The organism is Nocardia pneumoniae NBRC 100136 (assembly GCF_000308755.1).
GTDB lineage: Bacteria > Actinomycetota > Actinomycetes > Mycobacteriales > Mycobacteriaceae > Nocardia > Nocardia pneumoniae.
In genome coordinates this window covers 207,750-233,513 of sequence record NZ_BAGF01000075.1, presented here as the reverse complement: position 1 = coordinate 233,513, position 25,764 = coordinate 207,750, and the positions used below count along the sequence as shown (strand labels likewise).

At 69.3% G+C, this 25,764-nt stretch carries 2 protein-coding genes; both read left to right on the top strand.

Translation table 11 applies throughout. The features are described 5' to 3' along the window. The first annotated feature begins 442 nt into the window (after positions 1 to 442). Positions 443 to 24,904 carry a non-ribosomal peptide synthetase gene (locus tag ON34_RS24460; protein WP_040783435.1) on the top strand — a complete coding sequence of 8,154 codons (24,462 nt, stop codon included), beginning with the start codon at positions 443 to 445 and terminating at the stop codon, positions 24,902 to 24,904. Beyond that, positions 24,898 to 25,692, top strand: coding sequence for an FkbM family methyltransferase (locus tag ON34_RS24455; RefSeq protein ID WP_040783432.1), 795 nt, complete (start codon positions 24,898 to 24,900; stop codon positions 25,690 to 25,692). The genes ON34_RS24460 and ON34_RS24455 overlap by 7 nt, the downstream gene beginning before the upstream one ends. Positions 25,693 to 25,764 lie beyond the last annotated feature (72 nt).

Here is a 25,764-nt window from a genome sequence, read left to right as displayed (position 1 = left end):
AACGATATGGACGGGGCACGGTCGAGTCGAGCGGATCCATCGCGGTCATCGCGCCCGAATGGACATCGAAACACCCGGCTCGCGCACGAAGCTGGGCGGTCGATATGGCTACACTGAGCCTGACTGCTGCCAGATAGCTTGTACCACCTGATCGTTCCTGCGTCACCGCATGTTCACATGTCTTGTTTCAGATTTCGAGACGTCGAGAAATGCCGACACATGGGAGGTGTGGGAGTAGCCGTAGAAGTCTGCACGGCGTCCGGTCGAGATTCCGGGCGCGGATGGATCGAGCTGTACGCGGTATCCGATCGGCGCATCGAGAGCAGGGGTAGCGCCGCTTCGAAGTAGACAAAGTGCATATACAAGGCAGATTTCGGATGCGGTGAGCCGTCGTGCTTCCGCGGTGTTCGCGCGCGTCCGGGTATGAATGAGGGGTCATGCGATGAATCTGAAGTCAGACGGAACCGCCGACGGTGATCTGGGGCTGATTCCACTCTCGAGGGCGCAGTACGGCATGTGGCTCGCTGACCACCTGCCCGGCGGACCGGCTGTCAACATCGCACACTATGTCGAGATCGAGGGCCCGGTGGACGTCGACGCGTTCACTCAGGCGGTGAACGACGCCGGGCACGAAACCGAATCGTTGGTGGTACGGGTCGTCGAGCACGACGGTCGCCCATATCAATTCGTCGATCGCGGCATCGTCTACGACGAGCCCGTGCTGGACTTCAGTGACGCGGACGATCCGGTCGCGGCGGCGATGGAGTGGATGCGCCGCGACTACAACACGAAGGCGGTCGACCTGAGCCGTGACCGGCTCACCGAGACGCGGCTGCTCAAGGTCGGCGACGACCACTACTTCTGGTACGGACGTGCCCATCATCTCGTGATCGACGGTTACGGCGCGTTCAACGTCGTCTCCCGGATGGCCGAGCACTACAACGCCCTGATGGAGGGCAGGCCGCCGACGCCACTGGTCGCGGCGAGCCTGAACGACATCGTCGAGGCGGAGCGCGCTTACCGCGCCAGCGCCCGGTTCGAGACCGATCGGGCGTACTGGCTGGACAAGGTCGCGGACCTGCCGACCCCGGTGAGCCTGTCCGGCCGCACCGCGCGCTCGACCAAAGTCGATCGCGTAGCCGGTCTGCAACTTCCGTCGCGGGTGTCCGAGCTGCTCGACCGGTTCGCCGAGGAGATGGAAGCCTCAGCCGCCCAGGTGGTGATCGCCGCCTTTGCCGCGTTCCTGTCCCGGATGACCGGCACCGACGACGTGGTGCTGTCGATGCCGGTGAGCGCGCGCGTGACGAAACGCCTGCGCAACGCCGCCGCGATGCTGGCGAACATGGTGCCGATCCGGTTCGCGGTCGATGCGACGACCACCGTGGAGGACGTGGTCCGGGCGTCGGTGTCCGAGCTCGTCTCGGCGATGCGGCACCAGCTGTACCGGTTCGAGGATCTGCGCCGCGACTCCGGCGCGCTGGACGCGTCGGCGAACTCGTTCGGTCCGATCGTCAACATCCTGTTCTTCGACTCGGAGATTCGCCTCGGCGCGGCAGCGGGCCGCTACCGCGCGTTGACCTCCGGCGCGCTCGACGACTTGCAGCTGAACCTGTACCGCTCCGGCGCCGACGCGCCGCTGCTGATCGAGTTGCACGGCAACGCGAACCTGTACGGGCAGGGCGAACTCGAATCGCATGCGCACCGGTTCATCGACTTCCTGTCCCGGCTGATGGAGTCGCCGCTGGATACGCGCATCGCCGACATCCAGCTCGTCGGCCCGGCCGAACAACTGCGGATCGTCGAGGTGCTCGCGGGCCGCGACGGCGAAACCCCTTCCGCGACATTGGTCGATCTGCTCACGCGCCAGGCCGCCGCTACGCCGTCCGCCGTGGCCGTCACCTCCGGCGCCACCACCCTCACCTACCGCGAGCTGGACGAGCGGTCGAACCGGTTCGCCCGCAGGCTCATGGCTCTCGGCGCGGGGCCGGAATCGCTGGTCGCCATCGCGATGCCACGCGACGCGGATCTGATCGTGGCGGTGCTCGGCGTGCTGAAATCGGGCGCCGGTTATCTTCCGCTGGATGTGGCTCACCCGGCCGACCGGCTCGAATACGTGCTGAACGACGCCGGTCCGATCGCCGTGGTCACGACTCGGAGCATGCGTGAGCAGGTGCCCGGCGATCCCGGCCGGGTGGTGCTGTTCGACGATGTCGCGGTCGACGGCGACGATGCCGCGGATCCGATCACCGATGCCGATCGGCGGAGCCCGCTGCGTCCAGGCCACCTCGCCTACGTCATCTACACGTCCGGATCGACCGGTCGCCCGAAGGGCGTGTCGATCACCCATCGCGCCGTCGCGACCTACTTGGTGAACTCGTGTGCCGAGATCGGAATCCGGTCCGATGACGTGTGGACGTTGTTCCACTCGTTCGCCTTCGACTACTCGGTCTGGGAGATCTTCGGCGCGTTGGTCACCGGCGGCCGCGTCGTCGTGGTGGACAGCCTCACCACGCGTTCACCCGACGACGTCGTGCGTCTGGCGGCACGCGAGAAGGTGACCGTCTTCAGCCAGACACCGTCGGCGTTCTACCAGTTCGCGGCCGCCCACCAGCGGTACGCGCAGGCCGATGCGCCGGAGGGGGAGCTGTCGCTTCGCTTGGTCATCTTGTCCGGCGAAGCGCTGAACCCGGCCGGGCTGGCCGACTGGTACGAACACAATCCGAACCTGCCCGTGCTGGCCAACAGCTACGGGATCACCGAGACGACCGTCTTCGTCACCTACACCGATCTGACCCCGGACGTCGCGGTGCCGGGCGCGCCGAGCACGGTCGGTCCGGCGCTGCCGGGTCTGCGGACATATGTCCTTGACGATCGCTTGCGTCCGTGCCCGATGGGCGCATGGGGCGAGATCTATGTCGCGGGAGACCAACTCGCGCGCGGCTATCTCAACCGTCCCGCGCTGACCGCGGGACGCTTCGTCGCCAATCCGTTCGGCACGCCGGGCGAGCGTCTCTATCGCAGCGGAGACGTCGCGCGCTGGAATCACCAGGGCGAATTGGAATATCGCGGCCGCGCCGACCAGCAGGTCCAGTTGCGCGGGTTCCGGATCGAGCTGGACGAGATCCGCAACGCGCTGCTGACGCACAGCACTGTCTCGGCGGCGGTCGTCGTCGTCCATCTCCCCGGCACCGAGGCGGCACGGCTCGTCGGATACGTCGTGCCCGCGGGCGATGCCACCTGCGCGGCCGATGTCCTTCGCGCGCATGTCGGGGCGATGCTGCCGGAGTACATGGTGCCGGCGAGCATCGTCGTGATCGACGCGGTGCCGCTGACGGTCAACGGCAAAGTGGACTACCGGGCGCTGCCCGAGCCGGTCTTCGATTCCGCCGCGGCGTATGTCGCGCCGCGCACGGTGGTCGAGGAGTCGATCGCCGACGTGTTCGCCGAGGTTCTCGGCACGGAGCGGGTCGGGGTGCTGGACAGCTTCTTCGAACTCGGCGGCAACTCGATCACCGCCACCAGCGCCGCGGTGCGCATCGCGGAGGTCACCCGGTGCGACGTGTCGGTGCGTGATCTGTTCACCAAGCAGACGGTGGCCGAACTCGCCGCGCATATCGAAGACGGGCAGCGCTCCGACCGGCCCGTGCTGAAGGCCGCGCCGAGACCCGACCCCATCCCGCTGGCCCCGGCGCAGAACCGGATGTGGCTGGTCAATCAGGCCGACCCGGAGTCGGCGGCCTACAACATCCCCCTTGTCGTGCAGCTGTCCGGACGTCTCGACGCCGAGGCGCTGCGCGCCGCGCTGACGGACGTGATCGACCGGCACGAGTCGCTGCGCACCTGCTATCCCGCCGTGGACGGCACGGGGACGCAGGTCATCGTGCCCGCGGAACAGGTCGTCGCCGAACTCGATCTGACCCCGCAGCCCACCGAGCCCGACGACATCGCGCACCGGATTCGCGAGCTGGCCTCGATCGGAACCGACCTGCGGGGACGCCCGCCGATCCGGGTCGCGCTGCTGGCGAGCGCCGACCGGCGACGGCATGTGCTCGTCGTTGTCCTGCACCACATCTGCTGCGACGGGTCGTCGCTGCGTCCACTCGCCGCCGACGTCGCGACCGCCTACGAGGCGAGGGTGGAAGGCAAGACGCCGGACTGGCAGCCCTTGACCGTGCAGTACGCCGACTACAGCATCTGGCATCGCCGCCTGCTGGGCGACGCGGGCGACCCGGATTCGCTCGCCTCACGCCAGTTGCGGTACTGGACAGCACAACTGGCGGGCATGCCGCCGGTGCTGGAACTGCCGGCGGATCGGCCGCGCCCGGCCCGCCAATCCATGCTCGGCGACATCGCCGACACCGTGATCCCGGCCGAGACCTTCGCCGGGATCGAGCGGTTGGCTCGCACGGCCAACGTCACGACCTTCATGGTCGTCCACGCCGCGTTGGCCGTGCTGCTGGCCCGGCTCGCGGGCGCGGCGGACATCACCATCGGGACCCCGGTCGCGGGTCGTGGCGAGCGGGCGCTCGAGCCGCTGGTCGGCATGTTCGTCAACACCGTCCCGCTGCGCACCGAGGTGCGTTCCGACGAGCAGTTCATCGCGTTCTTGGCGCGGGTCAAAGACATCGACGTCGATGCGTTCGCCAACAGCGACCTGCCTTACGAGCGCGTCGTGGAGGAACTGCATCCGAAGCGGTCGATGGCCTACGCACCGCTGTGCCAGGTGTACCTCGCCTTCGAGAACATGGACCGCCCGAGCTTGGAACTGTCCGAGCTCACCGTCGAGCTCCTCGATCCCGGCGCCGAACCGGCGAAGGTGGACATCATCGTCACCGTCGCGGAGAACACCTCTGGCGGTGGCGATGTCGCCCTTCGCATCAACTACGCCACCGACCTGTTCGATCGGGAAACGGTCGAGGAGCTGGCCGCGCGATTGAATCGGGTCCTCGATACGTTCGTGTCGAATCCGCGGGCCCGCGTGGGAGATGTGGATCTGCTCTCGGGGATGGAACGGCTGGGCTTGGTCCCCGCGTCGGGTGGGCGTGCGGAGACTCCGCGGGTGTTGGCGGAGGTGTTCTCGGTGCAGGATCGGAGCGCGCCCGCGGTGGTGTCGGGGGACCGCGTGGTGTCGTACGGGGAGTTGGACGACTGGTCGAATCGTGTTGCGCGGGTGTTGATCGACTGGGGCGTGGGTCCCGGCGATCAGGTGGCGCTGGCGATGGGGCGGTCGGTGGAGTTCGTGGTCGGGGTGTGGTCGGTGGCCAAAGCCGGCGCCGCGTTCGTGCCGGTCGACCCGCGGTACCCGAGCGAGCGGGTGGCGCATATGGTCGCCGACTCCGACGTTGACGTCGCGATCACGGTCGACGCCGCGGGCTCCCTGCTTCCCGGGCACGTTCGGCAGCTGGTCCTCGACGACCCGAAAGTGGGCGCTTTTATCGCGGCGCAGTCCTCGGCCGCGGTGACCGACGCGGATCGCCTGCGGCCCTGCCGCATCCTCGACACGGCGTACGTGTTGTACACCTCGGGGTCGACGGGCACGCCGAAGGGCGTGGCGGTCACGCACGAGGGCCTGGCCAATTTCGCCGCCGAGCAGCGCGAACGGTATCGCGTCGAGCCCCGGTCGCGGGTGTTGCAAGTGGCGGCCCCGGGATTCGACGCCGTGATGCTCGAGTTGCTCATGGCCCACGCGAACGGTGCGGCGCTGGTGGTGTCGCCGCCGGAGGTGTTCGCCGGGACCGAGTTGGCGGCGTTGATTCGCGCACAGCAGGTGTCGCATGCGTTCGTGACGCCGAGTGTGCTGGCGACGATGTCGCCCGCCGGGTTGGATTCCTTGCAGGTCCTGGTGGCGGGCGGCGAGGCCGTGTCGGCCGAGACGGTCGCGGTGTGGGCGCCGGGACGGCGGCTGCACAACGGGTACGGGCCCACCGAAACCACGATCATGGTCGCGATCAGTGATCCGCTCTGTGTCGGCGACCCGGTCACGATCGGCGGCCCGATCCGCGGCGTCGACGCGGTGGTGCTGGATGCCCGGCTTCGGCCCGTCCCGGTCGGTGTGGCCGGCCAGTTGTACGTCTCGGGCGTGCAGCTGTCGCGCGGCTATCTCAACCGTTCCGCCGCCACGGCCGTCACGTTCGTTGCCAACCCCTACGGCCCGGCTGGTACGCGCATGTACGGCACCGGCGACTTGGCGCGCTGGACCGCCGACCACACCCTGGAGTATCTGGGCCGCACCGACTTCCAGGTGAAGATCCGTGGGCAACGGATCGAGCTCGGCGAGATCGAAGCCGTCCTCGCCGGACATCCCACGGTGGCGACGGCGGTGGCGGTGGGCGTCGGCACGGACGGCGGATCGCGACTGGCCGCCTACGTGGTGCCCGCCGACGGCGCCGTCGATACGGCGGAGCTGCTGAAGTACGCCGCGCAACGGTTGCCGTCGCACATGGTCCCGGACACGGTGATGGTGCTCGACACGCTCCCGCTGTCGTCGGTGGGCAAAGTGGATCGACGGGCGTTGCCGGAACCGGAGTTCGCGCCGGCCACCGAGTTCGTCGCACCGCGCAACGCCTCCGAGCAGATCGTCGCCGATGTCTGCGCCGAAGTCCTCGGCGTCGATCGCGTCGGCATCCTGGACAGCTTCTTCGACCTCGGCGGCAACTCGCTGTCGGCTACCCGGGCGGCGGCGCGGCTGAGCGGCGCGTTCGGCGTCGAGGTGCCACTGCGCGCGATCTTCGAGACGCCGACGGTCGGGGCACTGGCGGAGCGCTTGCGCACCGCCGAGGCGGCGGGACGGGAACCGCTCGTGCCGCAGGAGCGACCGGACCGGATTCCGCTCTCGCCCGCCCAGGCCCGGATGTGGTTCCTCAACCAATTCGACACGACCGCAGCGGTGTACAACATTCCGCTGGTCGTCCGGATGTCGGGCGATCTCGACGTGGCCGCCATGCACGCGACGATCGCGGACGTGCTGGAACGCCACGAATCACTCCGCACCGTCTACCCGGACAGCGACAGCGGACCGCACCAGGTGGTCGTCTCGCTGGAGACGGCGCTGCCGCCGTTGACGCCGGTTCCGGTCGCACCGGCTGAGGTCGAGGCGCGCATCGCCGCGGAAGTGACGGCCGGATTCGACGTCACCTCCGAGGTGCCGATCCGGATCGCGTTGCTGCGCAGCGCACCCGACGAGCACACACTGGTACTCGTCGTCCACCACATCAGCTTCGACGGGTCGTCGCTGGCGCCGCTGGCCGCGGACCTGATGACCGCGTACCGGGCCCGCGTGCGGCGACAGGCGCCGCAGTGGGCGCCGCTGCCCGTGCAGTACGCCGATTACGCGTTGTGGCAACGGAAGTTGCTCGGCAGCGAGGACGACCCGCACAGTCCGACCGTCGCCCAGACCGAGTATTGGCTCGGCGCGCTCGCCGATCTGCCCGAGGTCCTCGACCTGCCCACCGACCGTCCGCGGCCGGCGAAGCAGTCCTTCCGCGGCGCGACAGTGTCGACGACCCTGCCCGCCGAGCTGCATCGTGCGGTCGTCGCGCTGGCCCGCCGCCATGACGCCACCGTCTTCATGGTGATGCACGCGGCGTACGCGGCGCTGCTGGCCCGGCTTTCCGGAACCGGCGACATCGCGGTCGGCACACCGATCGCAGGCCGGGGCGAGCCCGGCCTCGACGGCCTGGTCGGCATGTTCGTCAACACGCTGGTGCTGCGGACCCAGATCGAGCCGGGCGCGTCCTTCCTCCGGATCCTGGATCAGGTGCGGGCCACCGACCTGGCCGCGTTCGAGAACGCCGACATCCCGTTCGAGCGCTTGGTCGAGGTGCTGAATCCGCCGCGCACGACGGCGCACGCACCGTTGACGCAAGTCGGGTTCTCGTTCCAGAACATCGAGATTCCCACCGTGGAATTCGAGGGCCTGACGGTGTCGACCCGGATGGTCGATCCCAGTGTGGCCAAATACGACTTGCATCTCAATCTCGTCGACGCCCTGGAGCCGGACGGTGAACCCGGCGAGATGGCGGTCGAATTCGGTTACGCGACAGACTTGTTCGACGAATCGACGATCACCGCGATGTTCGACCGCTACCTGCTGTTGCTGCGCGCGGTCGTCGAGGATCCCGCTCGCGCCGTCGGCGACATCGATCTGCTGACCGCCGCGCAAGCCCGCGAGCTGGCGGACTATTCCACCGGCGTCACGACGCAAACGCCGCCAGCGACGATCGCGGACTTGTTCGCCGCGCAGGCGGCGGCCACGCCGGACAGCACGGCGGTGCTCGACGCCGAAGGCGGCGCGCGGATCGGCTACCGAGATTTCGCGGCACGGGTGAACTCGCTGGCCCGAGCCTTGATCGGACGCGGTGTCGGCCCGGACACCGTGGTGGCCGTCGCGATGCATCGCTCGGTCGACCTGCTGGTCACGCTGTATGCGATCCATGCGGCGGGCGCGGCCTACCTGCCGCTGGATCCGGATCATCCGGTGGAGCGTGTGCGCGCGGTCCTGACGGCCGCGCGGCCGACGGCGGTCCTCACCCGTCCGGCCGACCAGGTGAGCCTGCCCGACGACGTGCCGGTATGGGCGCTCGAGGAACTCGGGGGCGAGCGCACCGACGCGTCGCCGGTGACGGATGCCGATCGGACCCGGCCGCTGCATCCGGACGACCTGGCGTACGTCATCTACACCTCCGGCTCGACAGGCGTGCCGAAGGGTGTGGCGGTGTCGCATGCCGCGGTCGTGAATCAACTCCGGTGGATGCGGGAGCACTACCGGCTCGGCGGCGACGACATCATGCTGCTGCGGACGCCGGTCACCTTCGACCTGTCGGTGTGGGAGCTGTTCTCCGCGTTGACCTGTGGCGCGGCGCTGGTCGTCGCGGGTCAGGACGCGCAGCGCGACCCCCGCGCGGTGGCGCGGCTGATGACCGAACACGGTGTGACAACCGTGGATTTCGTGCCGTCCTTGCTCTCGGCCTTCCTCGACGTGGCCGCTGGGCAGGAGTTCCCGGACCTGCGTCGGGTGCTGTGCATCGGTGAGGCGCTTCCGGCCGAGACCGTCCGCCGCTTCAAGGATCTCAGCGACGCGCGCATCGACAACTTGTACGGACCGACCGAGGCCGCGGTGAGCGTCACCGCTCACCGCGTCGACGCGGTCGACGGCGTCACGGTACCGATCGGTGTGCCCGAGGCGAACGTGGTCGTCCACGTGCTGGACGCGCGGCTGCATCCGGTTCCGATCGGCGTCACCGGCGAGTTGTACCTGGGCGGCGTTCAATTGGCTCGCGGGTACCATGAGCGTCCCGGCCTGACGGCGGCGACGTTCGTCGCCGACCCGTTCGGCGACGCGAGCGGTTCCCGCCTGTACCGCACCGGCGACCTGGTTCGCTGGGACGCGGGCGGCAGCCTGCGGTATGTCGGCCGCGCCGACACCCAGGTGAAGGTCCGGGGCCTGCGGATCGAACTCGGCGACATCGAGGCGGCGCTGGTCGCGCACGATTCGGTGAGCGCGGCCGTCGCGCAGGTGCGCACCGACGGCGGCGATCAGCGGTTGGTGGCCTACGTGGTCGCCGGGGAGGCATTGGACGTCAAGCAGGTGCGAGCCTTCCTGCTGGACCGGCTGCCCGCCTACATGGTGCCGTCATCGGTGGTCCGGATCGACGCGATACCGCTCACCGCGAACGGCAAGGTCGACTACCGAGTGCTGCCCGCACCGGACGCGAGCGATGACCGGACCGAGTACCGCGCGCCGCGAGGACTCGTCGAACAGACCGTTGCCGCGGTCTTCGGCGAGCTGTTCGACCGGCCGGAGATCGGCGCCGATGACAATTTCTTCGACCTGGGCGGCAATTCGCTCGTCGCGACTCGCGCGCTGAGCCGCATCGGCGACGTCCTGGACGTGTCCATCCCGGTCCGCGTCATCTTCGAGGCGCCGACCGTCGCCGACCTCGCCGAGCGCATCACCCGACTGCGTGCGGTGCCGAGCCTTCCCGCGCCGGTCCGGAAACCGCGCCCGGATCGTATTCCGCTGTCGCACGCGCAAACCCGGATGTGGTTCCTCAACCAATTCGATCCCGATGCGCCGGGATACATCGTGCCGCTGGCGATTCGCCTCGAAGGCGTCCTCGACCTCGCGGCACTGACCGCGGCCATCGGTGATGTCGTCGAGCGGCACGAGAGCCTGCGGACGGTGTACCCGGCCGTCGACGGCACCCCTACCCAGGTCGTGCTGGACGCGGCCGATGTCCTGGCCACCTTCGACCTCACGCCGCAGCCGGTCGGCGAGCGCGAGCTGTCGCGCCTGCTGGCGGAGTTCTCCAGCGCCGGTTTCGACGTGGCCAAGGGCGTGCCGCTGCGCATAGCGCTGTACCAGCTGTCGGACGAGGCGTGGACGGTCGCGTTGGCCGCGCACCACATCAGCTGCGACGGCTTCTCGGTGGCGCCGCTGGCCGCGGATCTGGTCACGGCCTATCGGGCGCGGTCGGGCGGAAACGCGCCGGACTGGGCGCCGCTGGCCGTGCAATTCGCCGATTACGCCCTCTGGCAGCGCGAGGTGCTCGGCTCGGCGGACGATCCGCATTCGTTCGTCGCCCGCGACATCGCCTATTGGCGAACCCAGCTCGCGGGGATACCCGATCTGATCGAGTTGCCCACCGACCGGCCGCGGCCGGTCGAGCAGACCCAGCGTGGCGCGGTGATCCATGTGGCGATCCCCGGTGAGCTGCAAGGACGGGTCGAGGCGCTGGCGCGCCGAGCCGGGGCCACCACCTTCATGGTGGTGCACACGGCGCTGGCGGTGTTGCTGTCCCGCCTGTCCGGCAGCGATGACATCACCATCGGTGTGCCGCACGCGGGTCGTGGCGACCGGTCGCTGGACAACCTGGTCGGAATGTTCGTCAACACCCTGGTGATGCGCACCCGGATCAGCCTCGACCAGACCTTCCTGAGTCTGCTGGATCAGGTGCGGCGGACCGACATCGAGGCCTTCGACCACGCCACCGTTCCGTTCGAGCAGTTGGTGGACGCGCTGAACCCGGCGCGGTCGACCGCGCACACACCGTTGTTCCAGGTGCTGCTCGCCTACCAGAACATGGCGCAGGCGCGCGTCGAACTCCCGGATCTCACCGTCGAGAGTGTGGACCCCGGCGAGCGTGCCGCGATCTACGACCTGCTGCTGATGATGGCCGAAGGCCACGGCACGCACAACGAGCCGACCGGCATGACACTGCGCCTGACCTACGCCACGGACCTCTTCGACGAGGACTCCGTGCGGCGCTTCGCCGAGCGATTCGTCCGCGTTCTGGACGCCGCCGCGACCGACGCCGAGTCGGCCGTCGGTGCGATCGGCCTGCTCGACGATGCCGAACGGCACCAGGTGCTGGAGCGCTGGAATGACACCGGCGGCTCCGCCGCACCCGGCCGGACGCTCGTCGACGCGTTCGACGACCAGGTCGCGCGCACCCCGGACAGCCTGGCGCTGCGCCTTCCGGGCGCAAGCGCGGTCACCTACCGGGACTTCGACACACGGGTCAATCGTTTGGCCCGGTGGCTCATCGCACGCGGCGCGGGGCCGGAAACCGTTGTGGCGGTGGCGATTCGCCGTTCAGCCGAGCTCGTCACGGCACTGTACGCGGTGGTGAAGGCGGGAGCGGCGTTCCTGCCCATCGACCCGGAACACCCGAGCGCGCGGATCGCGAACGTACTGAAGGCGGCGCAGCCGCTGATGGTGCTCACCACATCCTCCGATGGCGAGAATCTGCCCGGCACCTGCTCGTCCGTTCCGATCGACCGGCTGGACGTCGCCGATCTGCCCGAGGGGCCGATCGGGGACGAAGAGCGGCGTGCGCCGCTGCGGCCGGACAACATCGCCTACGTGCTGTTCACCTCCGGCTCCACCGGTGTTCCGAAGGGTGTCGCGCTGACCCACGCCGCGACCATGAGCCAGTTGGCGTGGGCGCAGCGGCAGTGGCCGCACGACGCGTCCGACGCGGTGCTGCACAAGACTCCCATCACGTTCGACATCGCGGTGTGGGAGCTGTTCTGGCCGTTGCAGACCGGCGCGCACATCGTCGTCGCCGAGCCAGGCGGGCATCGCGACCCCGCGTATCTGGCCGACGTCATCGCGCGTCACCAGATCACCACGGTCCACTTCGTCCCGTCGATGCTCGATGTTCTGCTCGAGTCCGCCGTCGCCCACCTGCCCTCGATCCGGCGGATATTCGTCGCGGGCGAGGCGCTGGCGCAACGGACGGTCGACGCCGCGGCGCGCGTGTTCCGGAACGCGGAGCTGGTGAACTGGTACGGACCCGCGGAGGCGGAGGTCGTCACGGCTGCGCGATGCGTGCCGGACGCGGCGACCACGACGGTGCCGATCGGTGCGCCGGCGGCCGGAATGAAGGTGTATGTCCTGGACTCGCGGCTGCGACCGGTTCCGGTCGGCGTCATCGGTGAGCTGTACGTCTCGGGCATCCAGGTGGCGCGCGGTTATCACGCGCGTGCCGACCTCACCTGCGGCGCTTTCGTCGCGCACCCGTTCGGCGCGGCGGGCGAGCGGCTGTATCGCACCGGCGACCTGGTCCGGTGGCGGGCGACCGGAGAGCTGGAGTACCTGGGCCGCAGCGACTTCCAGGTGAAGGTGCGCGGCCAGCGGGTGGAACCGGGTGACATCGAAGCCGCGCTGCATGCGATTCCGCAGGTCGCGCGTGCGGTGGCGATCGCGACGGCGGAACGAATCGTCGGCTACGTGACGCTGACGCCGGGCGCGGTGATCGATGGCCGCGCGATACGCGAGCAGCTCACCCATACGCTGCCGCCCTATCTGGTTCCGGACGGCGTCCACGTGCTCGACGCGCTGCCGCTGACCGCCAACGGCAAGCTCGACCGCGCCGCGCTGCCGCAGCCGGTGTTCGACAGCGGCGAGGCGTTCGTCTCGCCGCGAAACGACCGGGAGGCGGTGCTCGCGCGTCTGGTCGCCGAACTCACCGGCGCCGATCGCGTGAGCGCTACCGCGAACGTCTTCACCATCGGTGTCAATTCGCTCTCCGCGGCTCAGCTCGCGGCGCGAGCCCGAGCAGCCCTCGGCGTCGACGTCGGCATCCGCGACATTTTCGACGCGCCGACGATCGCCGGACTGGCCGAACGGATCGCGCCGCGAACCCGGTGCGAGATCGTGCCGCTCACACCGCGGCCACGCCCAGCGAACATCCCGCTGGCGGCCGCGCAACGACGGATGTGGTTCCTCAACCAGCTCGACACCGACTCGGCGGCATACAACATCTGTTTCGCGGCGAGGTTGACCGGGCCACTGGACGTCGACGCACTGCGGGCGGCGTTCCACCACGTGGTGACCCGGCACGAGCCGTTGCGAACGGTGTATCCGGCGGTCGACGGCGAACCGCGCCAGGTCGTGCAGGATGCCGCGGCGATGACCGCGGACGTGGTTCTCGACCCGGAGCCGGTCGGCGACGAGGCGGAACTGGCCGACCGGATCCGCACCGCCGTCGCGACCGGATTCGACATCGCGCGAACGGTGCCGGTGCGGGCGCGGCTGTACCGCACCGCGGCCGACGATCACGTGCTGGTGCTCGTGGTCCATCACATCGCGGCCGACGGCTCGTCGATGGCTCCGCTGGCCCGCGATGTGTTCGCCGCCTACCGGGCGCGGGTGAGCGGTCGCGAACCGCAGTGGGAACCGCTGGCCGTCCAGTACGCCGACTACGCGCTGTGGCAGCGGGAGACGCTGGGTTCCGAGGACGACCCGACGTCGCTGATCGCGCGCCAGATCCAGTACTGGAGCGAAAACCTCGGCGACGCACCGGAACTGCTCGGCTTGCCGACCGACCGCCCGCGGCCCGCCACCATCTCGACGGCGGGCGGCAACGTCCGCTTCGAGCTGCCCGCGCGGCTGCACGACGACATCGTGCGGCTGGCACACCGCGAGGGCGTCACCGTGTTCGTCGTGCTGCACGCGGCATTGGCGATTCTGCTGGCGCGCACCGCGCACACCGACGACATCTCGGTGGGCACACCCGTCGCCGGTCGCGGCAGGCCGGAGCTGGACGATCTGGTCGGCATGTTCGTCAACACGGTGGTGCTGCGAACGCGGATCCACGACGACCGTTCGTTCCGTGAACTGCTGACCGAGGTCCGCGACGTCGACCTGGAAGCGCTCGCGCACGCGGATCTGCCCTACGAGCGGCTGGTCGACGTCCTCGGCCGTCCCCGTTCGACGGCGTACGCGCCGCTGTACCAGGTGATGTTCGGGTTGCAGAACACCCGCCCGGCCCGGTTCGAGCTGCCCGGCGTCGGAGTCGAGGTCCTCGACCCGGGCATCGCGCAGGCGAAGGCCGACCTCACGGTGTTGCTGACCGAGCGTGCCGACGGTGCTCGACCCGCCGGTATCGACGGCGAAATCATCTATGCCGCCGACCTTTTCGTGGAATCGACCGCGGTGTCGTTGGCGGAGAGGTTCGTCCGTGTCCTCGAAGCGGTCACCTCCGATCCGGCCCGCCCGATCGGCGCGATCGGGCTGCTGAGCGCCCAGGAGACCGAGCAGCTGGTCCCGGCGAGGGGCGGCGACGCCGCGCAGCCGTGCTTGCTGCCCGATCTGCTGGCGTCGGCCGTGGCGGCCGACCCCTCGGCGGTCGCACTGATCGGCGAGGCCGAGACGCTCACCTACGGGGAACTCGACCAGCGGGCCAACCGGCTCGCCCGGCAGCTGCTCGCCGGAGGCGCGCGGCCGGGAATGTGCATCGCGCTGGCGGTGCCGCGGTCGGTCGACTACCACGTCGCGATGTGGGCGATCGCGAAGACGGGCGCGACGTTCGTCCCGGTGGATCTGCGGTATCCGCTCGAGCGAATCGCGCACATGGTGCACGATTCGGGTGTCGAGGCCGGGATCACGCTCGCGGCCGCACGCGTGTCGCTGCCGGACGCTGTCGCATGGCTGGTGCTCGACGATCCGCGTTCGGCCGCCGAGATCGCCGCGCGATCCGACCACCCGGTCACGGACGCGGATCGCGCTCGCGCACTGCGCGTCCAGGACGCGGCGTATGTGATCTACACGTCCGGATCGACGGGAACGCCGAAGGGCGTCGTGGTCACCCACGAGGGGTTGGCGGACTTCGCGGCCGAGCAACGCGAGCGTTATCAGGTCGACGGCACCTCGCGCGTGCTGCAGGTTGCCTCGCCCGCCTTCGACGCGGTGCTGCTGGAAGCGTTGATGGCGCACGCCGCCTGCGCGGCGCTGGTCGTTTCGCCACCGGACGTGTTCGGCGGCGCGGACCTGGCCGAGTTGATCCGCGGGCATCGGGTGTCGCACGCGTTCCTGACACCGAGTGTGCTGGCGACGATGTCGCCTGCTGGTCTCGAGTCGATGCGGATGCTTGCGGTCGGCGGCGAGATGGTGCCCGCGGACCTGATCGCCGCATGGGCGCCGGGACGCCGCCTGCACAACGTCTACGGTCCGACCGAGACCACGATCGTGATCACGATGAGCGACCCGGTGCGGCCTGCCGAACCGATCACCATCGGCGGCCCGATCCGGGGCGCGGAAGCCCTGGTTCTGGACGCGCGGTTGCGTCCGGTGCCGGTCGGGGTCGCAGGGGAGCTGTACCTGTCAGGTGCTCAGCTGGCGCGCGGATACCTGAACCGGCGCGGCACGACGGCGGCCGCGTTCGTGGCGAACCCCTACGGTGAACCCGGTTCCCGGATGTATCGCACCGGCGACATCGTCCGCTGGAACGCGCGGCGCGCACTGGAATACGTCGGCCGCAGCGACTTCCAGGTCAAGATTCGCGGCCAGCGCATCGAGCTCGGCGAGATCGACGCCGCCCTGCTCACCCATCCGCGGGTGGCCGCCGCGGTGACCGTGAGCCGTCGCGGACCCGGCGGGCAGCCTCTGCTCGCCGCGTACATCGTGCCGGAACCGGGAACGGTCGTCGAACCGAGCGCCGTGCTCGACCACGTCGCCGCGGTTCTGCCCGCGCACATGGTGCCGTCGTCGGTCACCGTGCTCGACCGCATGCCGATCACCTCGACCGGCAAGGTGGATCGCAAAGAGTTGCCCGAACCGGTGTTCCAGGCAGCGGGTGACGATGCCGTCGCGGCGGAAACCGATCTGGAGCGCACGATCGCGGCCGCGTTCGCGGACGTGCTCGGCATCGCCTCGGTCGGGGTGACCACCTCGTTCTTCGCACTCGGTGGTGATTCCATCCTCTCGATCCAGTTGGCGTCCCGGCTGAAGTCGGCGGGTGTCATCGTCACGGCTCGGGACATCTTCGAGCACAAGACCGTTCGGGCTCTGGCCCGCGTCGCCGATGCCGCGGAACGGGTGTCGCTCGAGGAACTGCCCGGCGGCGGCGTCGGCGAAATCCCGTTCACACCGGTTGTTTCCTGGTTCACCGAGCGGCTCGGGTCGGCACCGCGATTCGCCCAGTCGATGCTGGTCCGCTTGCCAGGTGACGCGCGCGTCGAGGAGGTGACCTCGACCGTGCAGGCCGTGCTCGACCAGCACGACATGCTGCGCTCGCGGCTGCGGGCGCACAGGCTGGAGGTAGTGCCCGCGAGCACCGTCGACGTCGCTGGTTCGGTGCTGACCCGCACCTTCGGCACGGACGAAGCGCCCGGCAGCGAAGGGTTCACCGCCGTCCTGGAAGCCGCGCTCGCCGAGGCCTCCGACCGCCTCGACCCGGCTGAGGGCAGGATGGTGCAGGTCGTGTGCCTGCTTCCCGCATCGGGTGTGGACGCCGATGCCCGCGCCCTCATCGTGATCCACCACTTGGCCGTCGACGCGGTGTCCTGGCGGATCCTGATACCCGATTTCGCCGCCGCCTGGCAGCAGGTCATCCAGGGACGAGTGGTCGAGCTGCCCGCGCGGGGCACCTCGATGCGGCGCTGGGCGCATGCGCTGGCCGACGCCGCCGCGGACCGCGCCGACGAGCTCGAGCTGTGGCAGCGGATGAGCGCTGCGGACGATCCGCTGCTCGGCCGCGCGGCATTGGATCCCACCGTCGACACCCAGTCGACCGTCCGCCATCTGACGGTGTCCATGCCAGCGGACGTGACGTCGGCGCTGGTCGACGCGGTGCCCGCGGCGGTCCACGGCAGCGTCGACGACGCGCTGCTGGCCGGTCTGACCGTGGCGCTGACTCGCTGGCGCAGTCGGCGCGGCATCGCGCACGCGGGCATGAAAGTCCTGCTGGAAGGCCATGGGCGCGCCGAGCAGATCGCCGAGGGAGCGGATCTGTCCCGCACGGTGGGCTGGTTCACCAACACCTACCCGGTGGCGCTCGATCTGAGTGGCGTCGACGCCGCGGACCCGCGCGCGGCGGTGAAGGCCGTGAAAGACCAGCTGCGCGCCATCCCCGACAAGGGCATCGGCTACGGTCTGCTGCGCTACCTGAACACCGACACGGCCGACCGGCTCGCCGGGTCGCCGGAGCCGCAGATCAGTTTCAACAACCTGGGCCGGGTCGGGGCCGATCTCACGACACTGTCCGACCTCGCCTGGATTCCGACCGACGAGCAGTTCGACCGGCGGGCCTCGTTCGATCCGGACATGCCTGCGGCCGCGGTGGTCACGATCGACGTGAACATCCTGGACACCGTGGCCGGACCGCAGCTGTCGGCGCATGTCGGATACGCCTCGCGGTTGCTCGATCACGACGAGGTCGCCGAACTCGTCGACGAATGGGTCGACGCCGTCACCGGGATCGCCGCCGCGGCCCGGGCGGACGACGACTGGGGTTTCTCCCGGTCCGACGTTCCGCTCGTCGACGTCACGCAGTCCGACCTGGACGCGTTCGCCGACCGGTACGGAACCCTGACCGACGTGTGGTCACTGGCGCCGCTGCAGGCAGGACTGCTCTTCCACGCCGAACTCGCGGCAGGCGAGATCGACGTCTACACCGCGCAATCGGTGCTCGGGCTGTCCGGCGTGGTCGACGAGGACCGGCTGGAAAAGTCGGCGGCGGCGCTGCTCGAGCGGCATCCGAACCTGCGTGCCGCGTTCGTCCGGACGGCCGACGGCGTTCCCGCGCAGGTCGTTCCCGCCGCGACCGCGGTGCCGTGGCGAAGAATCGACCTGACCGGCGGCACGATGACGCCGGACGAGCTGATCGCGGCCGAGCGGGCGGTTCCGTTCGATCCCGCCGATCCGCCGCTGCTGCGGTTCCTGCTCATCGCGGTGGCGCCACAGGACTTCCGCCTGGTGCTGACCGCCCACCACCTGCTGCTGGACGGCTGGTCGCTGCCGCTGCTGTGGCGTGAGCTGATCGGCTTGTACGCGGTGGGCGCCCGCGCCGACCTGTTGCCCGCCGCCGCGTCCTATCGCACGTACCTGGAATGGCTGGATCGGCGCGAGTTGTCCACCGGCGTCGAGGTCTGGCGAGAGGCGCTGCGCGAGTTCACCGAACCGACGCTGGTCGCCGATTCGCGCACCGATGCGACGGTCGACATCCCGATCGACCTCGAGGTCGTGCTCGATCGCGCGGTCACGGCCGAGTTGGTGGAGTTCGCCCGGGCACGAGCGGTCACGATGGCGACGATCGTGCAGTTCGCCTGGGCCATGGTCCTGGCGAACCAGCTCGGCGCCGAACGCGTGGTGTTCGGTAGCACCGTCTCCGGGCGTCCTGCCGACCTGCCGGGTGTGGAGTCGATGATCGGCCTGTTCATCAACACGATTCCGGTGGCGGCGCACGTGCGGCGGGACTGGACCATCGACGACGCGCTGAACCGGTTGCAGGCCGACAACACCCGCCTGCTCGACCATCACGACGTCGAACTGTCCCGGATCCTGTCGGCCGCGGGCACTGCCCAGCTGTTCGACACCCTGGTCGTCTTCGAGTCGTATCCGGTCGACAGCAGCGGGCTCGGCGACGCGGACATCGACGGTATGCGGGTGGTCTCGTCCGAGGGAAGCGACGCCGCGCATTACCCGATCACCGTGCAGGCGCACCAGACCGACGAGTTGCACGTCAGGATCCGCTACCAGCGGGCCCGCATCGATGACCGGACGGCGTCCGGCCTGGCCGCGCGTCTGGAGACCGTGCTGCGCGCCATCACCACCGATCCGCGGTCGCGACTGGGTGCGGTCGATCTGTTGTCCGTCGGCGAGCGGCGTGATCTGGTGCCCGCTTCGGGCGGTCATGCCGAGCGGGCGTGTGTGCTGGCGGAGTTGCTGTCCGCTGGCGTGGTCGTGAACCCCGACGCGGCAGCGGTGGTTTCGGGCGAGCGCACGCTGTCCTACGTCGAGTTGGACGCCTGGTCGAATCGTGTCGCGCGTGCGTTGATCGACTGGGGCGTGGGCCCGGGCGATCAGGTCGCGCTGGCGATGGCCAGGTCGGTGGAGTTCGTGGTCGGCATCTGGGCGGTGACCAAAGCGGGCGCGGCGTTCCTGCCGGTCGATCCGCGGAATCCGGCCGAGCGCGTCCTGCACATGGTCGCGGACTCCGAGGTGCGGGTCGCGCTCACGGTCGAGGCGTCCCGGGAACTGCTGCCGGACCCGGTTCGTCTGCTGGTCCTCGACGACCCGCAGACCCAGAAGGCGATCGCGGCGCGATCGGCGGCCGCGGTGACCGACGCGGATCGGGTACGGACCCCGCATGTCCGGGATACCGCCTACGTCCTCTACACGTCGGGGTCGACCGGAACACCGAAGGGCGTGGCGGTAACCCACGAAGGTTTGGCGAATTTCGCCGCGGTACAACGTGACCGGTTCGGCGTCGACAGCGACTCGCGAGTACTGCAAGCGGCCGCACCAGGGTTCGACGTGCTGGTTCACGAGGTGCTGCTGGCCCATGCGAACGGCGCTGTGCTGGTGTTGCCGCCATCGGACGTGTTCGGCGGACCCGACCTCGCGGAATTGATTCGGACACAGCGGGTGTCGCACGCGTTCATCACGCCGAGCGTGCTGGCGACCATGTCGCCCGTGGGACTGGACTCGTTGCGGGTGCTGATCGCCGGAGGCGAGGCGGTGACACCGGAAACGGTCGCCGTGTGGGCTCCGGGCAGGCAACTGCTGAACGGGTACGGGCCGACCGAAGCCACGATCCTGGCCGGAATCAGTGATCCGCTGCGGCCCGGCGATCTCGTGACGATCGGCGGTCCGATCGGCGGCGTCGAGGCCGTGGTGTTGGACGCGTGGTTGCGGCCGGTGCCGGTCGGCGTGGTAGGGGAGTTGTATCTCGCGGGCGTGCAACTGGCTCGCGGGTATGTGAACCGGCCTGCGACGACGGCTGGCGCTTTCGTGGCGAATCCGTTCGGGGCGGCGGGCTCACGCATGTACCGCACCGGCGACCTCGCGCGCTGGACACCCGAGCACACCGTGGAATACCTCGGCCGCAGCGATTTCCAAGTCAAGATCCGCGGTCAACGCATCGAACTCGGTGAAATCGAGGCCGTCCTCGCCGGGCATCCGGGAGTGGAACACGCCGTCGTCGTGTTGCGGAAGGACGAGCGCGGCGTCGACCGGCTCGTCGGTTACCTCGTCGGCGACGAGGAGGTGGATCCGCACGAGGTCAGGAGCGCCGCGCGACTGCGGTTGCCCGCGCACATGGTGCCCGACGCCTGCATGGTGCTCGGCGAACTCCCGCTCACCAGGACCGGCAAGCTCGATCGGCTGGCGCTTCCCGCGCCGGAATTCGCCGAGGGCCGGGAGTGGATCGCCCCGCGGACCGAGGCCGAGCGACGCGTCGCGGACGTGTTCGCCACCGTGCTGGGCGTCGAACGGGTCGGAGCGGCCGACAGCTTCTTCGACCTCGGCGGCAACTCGCTGTCGGCGACGCGGGTGACCGCACAGCTGGGCACGGCGCTCGGCGTGAGCATCAGCGTCCGGGACCTGTTCGAAGCATCGACCGTCGCCGAGCTCGCCGCACGCCTGGCGAGTTTCGAGCGGCGTGCCCGGGCGCGGCTGGCACCGCGCACGCGGCCCGCGCTGGTGCCCTTGTCTCTGGCGCAGCAGCGGATGTGGTTCCTCAATCAGCTGGACACTTCTATCGGCGCGTACAACATCCCGCTGGTGGTCCGGCTGAAGGGCGAACTCGATCTGGACGCGTTGCAGCGCGCGTGCGAACTGGTCGTCGACCGGCACGAGTCGCTGCGGACCAAGTTCCCGATGACCGACGGCACACCGCATCAGGTCGCGGTCGCCGCCGACGAGGTCGTACCCGCACTCACGGCGGTCCGGATCGACGAAGCGCAGCTCATGCCGCGGGCGGTCGCCGCGGTCTCGGCGAGCTTCGACGTGACACAGGCTCCCCCGCTGCGCATCGAGCTGTTCCAACTCGATGCCACCGAACACGTGCTGGTGATCGCCGTGCACCACATCTGCGCCGACGGACAGTCCATGCTGCCGCTCGCGCGAGACGTCGCGCTGGCCTACCAGGCCAGCAGACAAGGGACGGAGCCGACGTGGCCGGTCCTCCCGGTCCAGTACGCCGACTACGCACTCTGGCAGCGCGAAGTGCTCGGCGACGAGCGCGATCCCGGCTCGGTCATGTCCCAGCAGCTGCGCTTCTGGACCGGCACCCTCGCCGGGCTGCCCGAGCTGCTGGAGCTGCCGACCGATCTGCCCAGGCCGCCGGTGGCGTCCATGCGTGGCAGCACGGTCGATTTCGAGATCCCCGCCGCCGTGCAGGCGCGCCTCGGCGCGATCGCGCGCCGGTCGAACGCGACGGTGTTCATGGTCCTGCACGCCGCGTTGACCGTCTTGCTGTCCAGGCTGGCCGGTGTCGACGACGTCGCGGTGGGCACTCCGGTGGCCGGCCGTGGGGAACGCGAGCTCGATGATCTGGTCGGCATGTTCGTCAACACGCTCGTGTTGCGGTCGCGGGTGTCGGCGCGGCAGTCGTTCACCGAATTGCTCGCCGCGACCCGGGAGTCGGACCTGGCCGCGTTCGCGCACGCGGACGTGCCCTTCGAGCAAGTGGTCGAGGCGGTGAATCCGCCCCGGTCGACCGCGCATCTTCCGCTGTATCAGGTGACGATCGACGTCCAGAACCTGACCAAGGCCGCGTTGGAGTTGCCGGGGCTCACGGTCGAGCCGGTGGAGAACGGTTTCGAACCGGCGCAGGCCGATTTGAACGTGAAACTCGTCGAGCGGTTCGGTGACCACGGGCGTCCGGACGGCATCGTGGGTCGGCTGACCTACGCCACCGATCTTTTCGTCGAAGAGACGATGACTCGGTTCGCGCAGTCGTACGTGCGGGTCCTGGCGGAGGTGACCGCGAGCCCGGAGGTCGCCATCGGCGATATCGACCTCGTGGGTCCGGCGCAGCGGCGCGAACTGTTCGATGCCTCCGGCGGCGACGGCGTCACGGTTCCGGAGACGACACTCGCGGAGCTGTTCGCCGCCAGGGCCGCCGCGCAGCCGGACGCGGTCGCGGTGACCGATGGCCGGTCGCGGCTGACCTATGCGGAGCTGGATCGGCGCGCCGACGCGGTGGCCGCTCGGCTCGCCGAACATGGCGTGGGACCGGAATCGCTGGTGGCCGTGGCGTTGCCACGCTCGATCGAGTTGATCGTCGGCTTGCTCGGCGTCGTGCGAGCGGGTGCGGGCTATCTGCCGCTGGACGTGGCCTACCCGCCGGAGCGCTTGCGGTTCGTGCTCGACGACGCGGGTCCCGCGGCGGTGTTGACGTCGGCCGAGATAGCCTCGGCTGTGCCGGAGTACGCGGCGCCGGTGGTGCTGGTGGAGGATTGCCTGGACGCCGCGGGCGTCTTCACGGCGATGACGTCCGCCGCGCGGCCGGGCAACGTCGCCTACGTGATCTACACCTCGGGCTCGACCGGCCGCCCCAAGGGCGTGACGGTCACCCATCGGGAAGCGGTCACGTTGTTCACGAACGCGGCCGAGCGGTTCGATGTCGGTCCCGACGACGTGTGGACGATGTTCCATTCGTACGCCTTCGATTTCGCGGTGTGGGAAATCTGGGGTGCGTTGCTGACCGGCGGCAAGGTGGTCGTCGTCGACTACGACACCTCCAGGTCGCCCGAGGCGTTCGTGGACGTCGTGGCACGCGAGCGCGTGACGGTATTGAGTCAGACTCCCTCGGCGTTCTATGGATTCGCCGACGCGGAGCGCAGATACCGCGAATCCGGTTGCCCTGCCGGTGAGCTCGCCCTGCGTTACGTCGTCTTCGGTGGCGAGGCGCTGGACGCGTCGCGGTTGAGCGGTTGGTTCGCCGCGCACGCGCCGGGATCGCCGCGACTGGTGAACATGTACGGAATCACCGAGACGACCGTGCATGTGACGTTCTCGGAGGTCACGCAGGCCGGGGCGTCCGGGATCGGGGCGCCGCTGCCGGGATTGCGGGTGTACGTCCTCGACGACCGGTTGCGGCCGGTGCCGATCGGAGCCGTCGGCGAGATCTATGTGGCCGGTGGGCAACTCTCGCGTGGTTATCTCGGAGCTCCCGCGCTCACCGCGGCACGGTTTGTGGCGAACCCGTTCGATCCGCAGGGCACCCGGTTGTACCGATCGGGAGATGTGGGCCGGTGGCGCAAGTCCGCGAGCGGACTGGAGTTGCTGTATGTGGGCCGCGCCGACGCGCAGGTACAGCTGCGCGGTTTCCGGATCGAGCTGGGCGAGGTGGAGTCGGCGCTGCTGCGTCATCCGCACGTCGCCCAGGCCGCGGCCGCGGTGCACCGCCACGATCGCGGCGTGGACCAGCTGATCGGATACGTCGTCGGCACCGACGGACAGCGGATCGATCCCGGCGAGGTCCGGGCAGCCGCTGCCGAGGTGCTGACCAGCTACATGGTGCCGTCGGCGATCATGGTGTTGCCCGAGCTGCCGCTGACGGTCAACGGCAAGCTCGACCGGAAAGCGCTGCCCGCGCCCGATTTCGACGAATCGGCCAGCGAGTTCACCGCGCCGCGGACCCACACGGAGAAGACGATCTGCGACGTCTACGCTCAGGTTCTCGGCGTCCAGCGGGTCGGGGCGTCGGACGGGTTCTTCGACCTGGGCGGCAATTCGCTGCTGGCGACGATGGTGGTGACCGAGCTGCGCGCCCGCGGCGTGACGATCGCGTTGCCGTGGATGTTCGACGACGCGACGCCGATGGCGCTGGCGAGCCGGGCCGACGGCGCGGCGGGCGGCTCCGGCCTGCAAGTGCTGCTTCCGCTGCGTGCGAACGGACCGCAGCCCGCGGTGTTCGCTGTCCATCCCGCTGGCGGTTTGGCCTGGTTCTACGGCGGGCTGGTCGAACATCTGCGCAAGGATCGGCCGATCTACGGCTTGCAGGATCCCCACGTCGTGGCGGGCGAACCGCATGCGCGATCGGTGGAAGAACTGGCCGAACGCTATGTGGCGGAGATCCGCCGAGTACAACCCACCGGGCCGTATCACCTGCTCGGCTGGTCGTTGGGCGGTACTATCGCCCACGCCATCGCGGTGCGGCTCCAGCGCGATGGTGAGCGGGTCGGCACGCTGGCCATGATGGACAGTGCCGTCGGCACATCGGAGGCCCTGGCCGCCGCGATGATCACCACCGCGGACGAGGCCGCGCCCGGCGAACTGATGGCGGATCTGCTCGGCGGGTGGCGTGAGCTGTTCGACCTCGGCGCCGACGTGTCAGCAGACACGCACGAGCAGGCGTGGAGTGTCATCCACGATCAGGTGACCGCGACCGGTATGTTCACCGCCGACCAGGTCGATCGGGTCATGGAGAGTTTCGAGACCGCGAGCGGCATCGCCCAGGGTTACCGGCCGGAAGTCTTCGACGGAGACCTGGTCTTCTTCACCGCAGGAAAAGACCGTGTCGACCACGACGCCGTCGTGCGGACGTGGCGACCCTTCATCACCGGCGACCTGCACAACACGGTCGTCGAAGCACGGCATCTCGAGTTGACCCATCCGTACGCACTGGCCGTCATCGGCCCGATCCTCGAAAGGTTCCTGAACGAATGCTGACGACTCTCCAGCAATTCCAGCAACTCCGGCTCGACGACGGCAGGACGGTGGCCTGCACGAGTCCGGCCGAGGCGCGGATGCTGTGGGGCGAGATGTCGACGGACGGGTTCTATCGGCGTGCCGCGGCACGGTTGCGGCCGGGGGATATCGCACTAGATATCGGCGCGAACATCGGGCTGAGCGCGATGATGTTCGCCGATACCTGCCCTGGCGTCCGGGTGATCGCCGCCGAGCCGGCCCCGATGACGTTCGATTGCCTGGAACGCAATGTGGCCGCCTTCATCCCTGACGGCGTGCCGCTGCGGGTCGCCGTCGGGGCGGCCCCCGGGGTGGCGCCGTTCACCTGGTACCCACGGGCATCGGCGAATTCGGGTCTGTATGCCGACCGCGCGGCCGACGACGAGGCCACCGCGATCTACCTGCGCAACAGCGGCCTGAACGACGAGGCGATCGCGCTCATCACCGACGGCCTGCACGAGGGCGAGCAAATAGACGTCGAGATCACCACGGTGTCGGCGATTTTGGCCGAACACGGCCCGACGGCCGAGATCGGAGTGCTCAAAGTCGATGTCGAGCGAGCGGAATTGGACGTCCTGCGTGGTATCGCCGATGCGGACTGGCCACGCATCCGCGCCGTCGTCGCCGAAGTCCACGACCGGGACGGCCGTCTCGCGCAGTTCTGCGAACTGCTGCGCCTGCGCGGGTTGTGTGCGCGTACACGGCAGGACCCGAGCCTGGCCGGAACCGAACTGCACGAGGTATACGCCGTCAGGTCGGCGGACAACTAACACGTTCCGATCACGGGTCCCGGCCCACAGGTGAGTGGCGTTGCACTGCCAGGGCAACGCCACTCACCAAAT

Coding starts and splice junctions, on each gene's coding strand:
- ON34_RS24460 (WP_040783435.1), top strand. CDS start 443: ATGAATCTGAAGTCAGACGGAACCGCCGACGGTGATCTGGGGCTGATT.
- ON34_RS24455 (WP_040783432.1), top strand. CDS start 24,898: ATGCTGACGACTCTCCAGCAATTCCAGCAACTCCGGCTCGACGACGGC.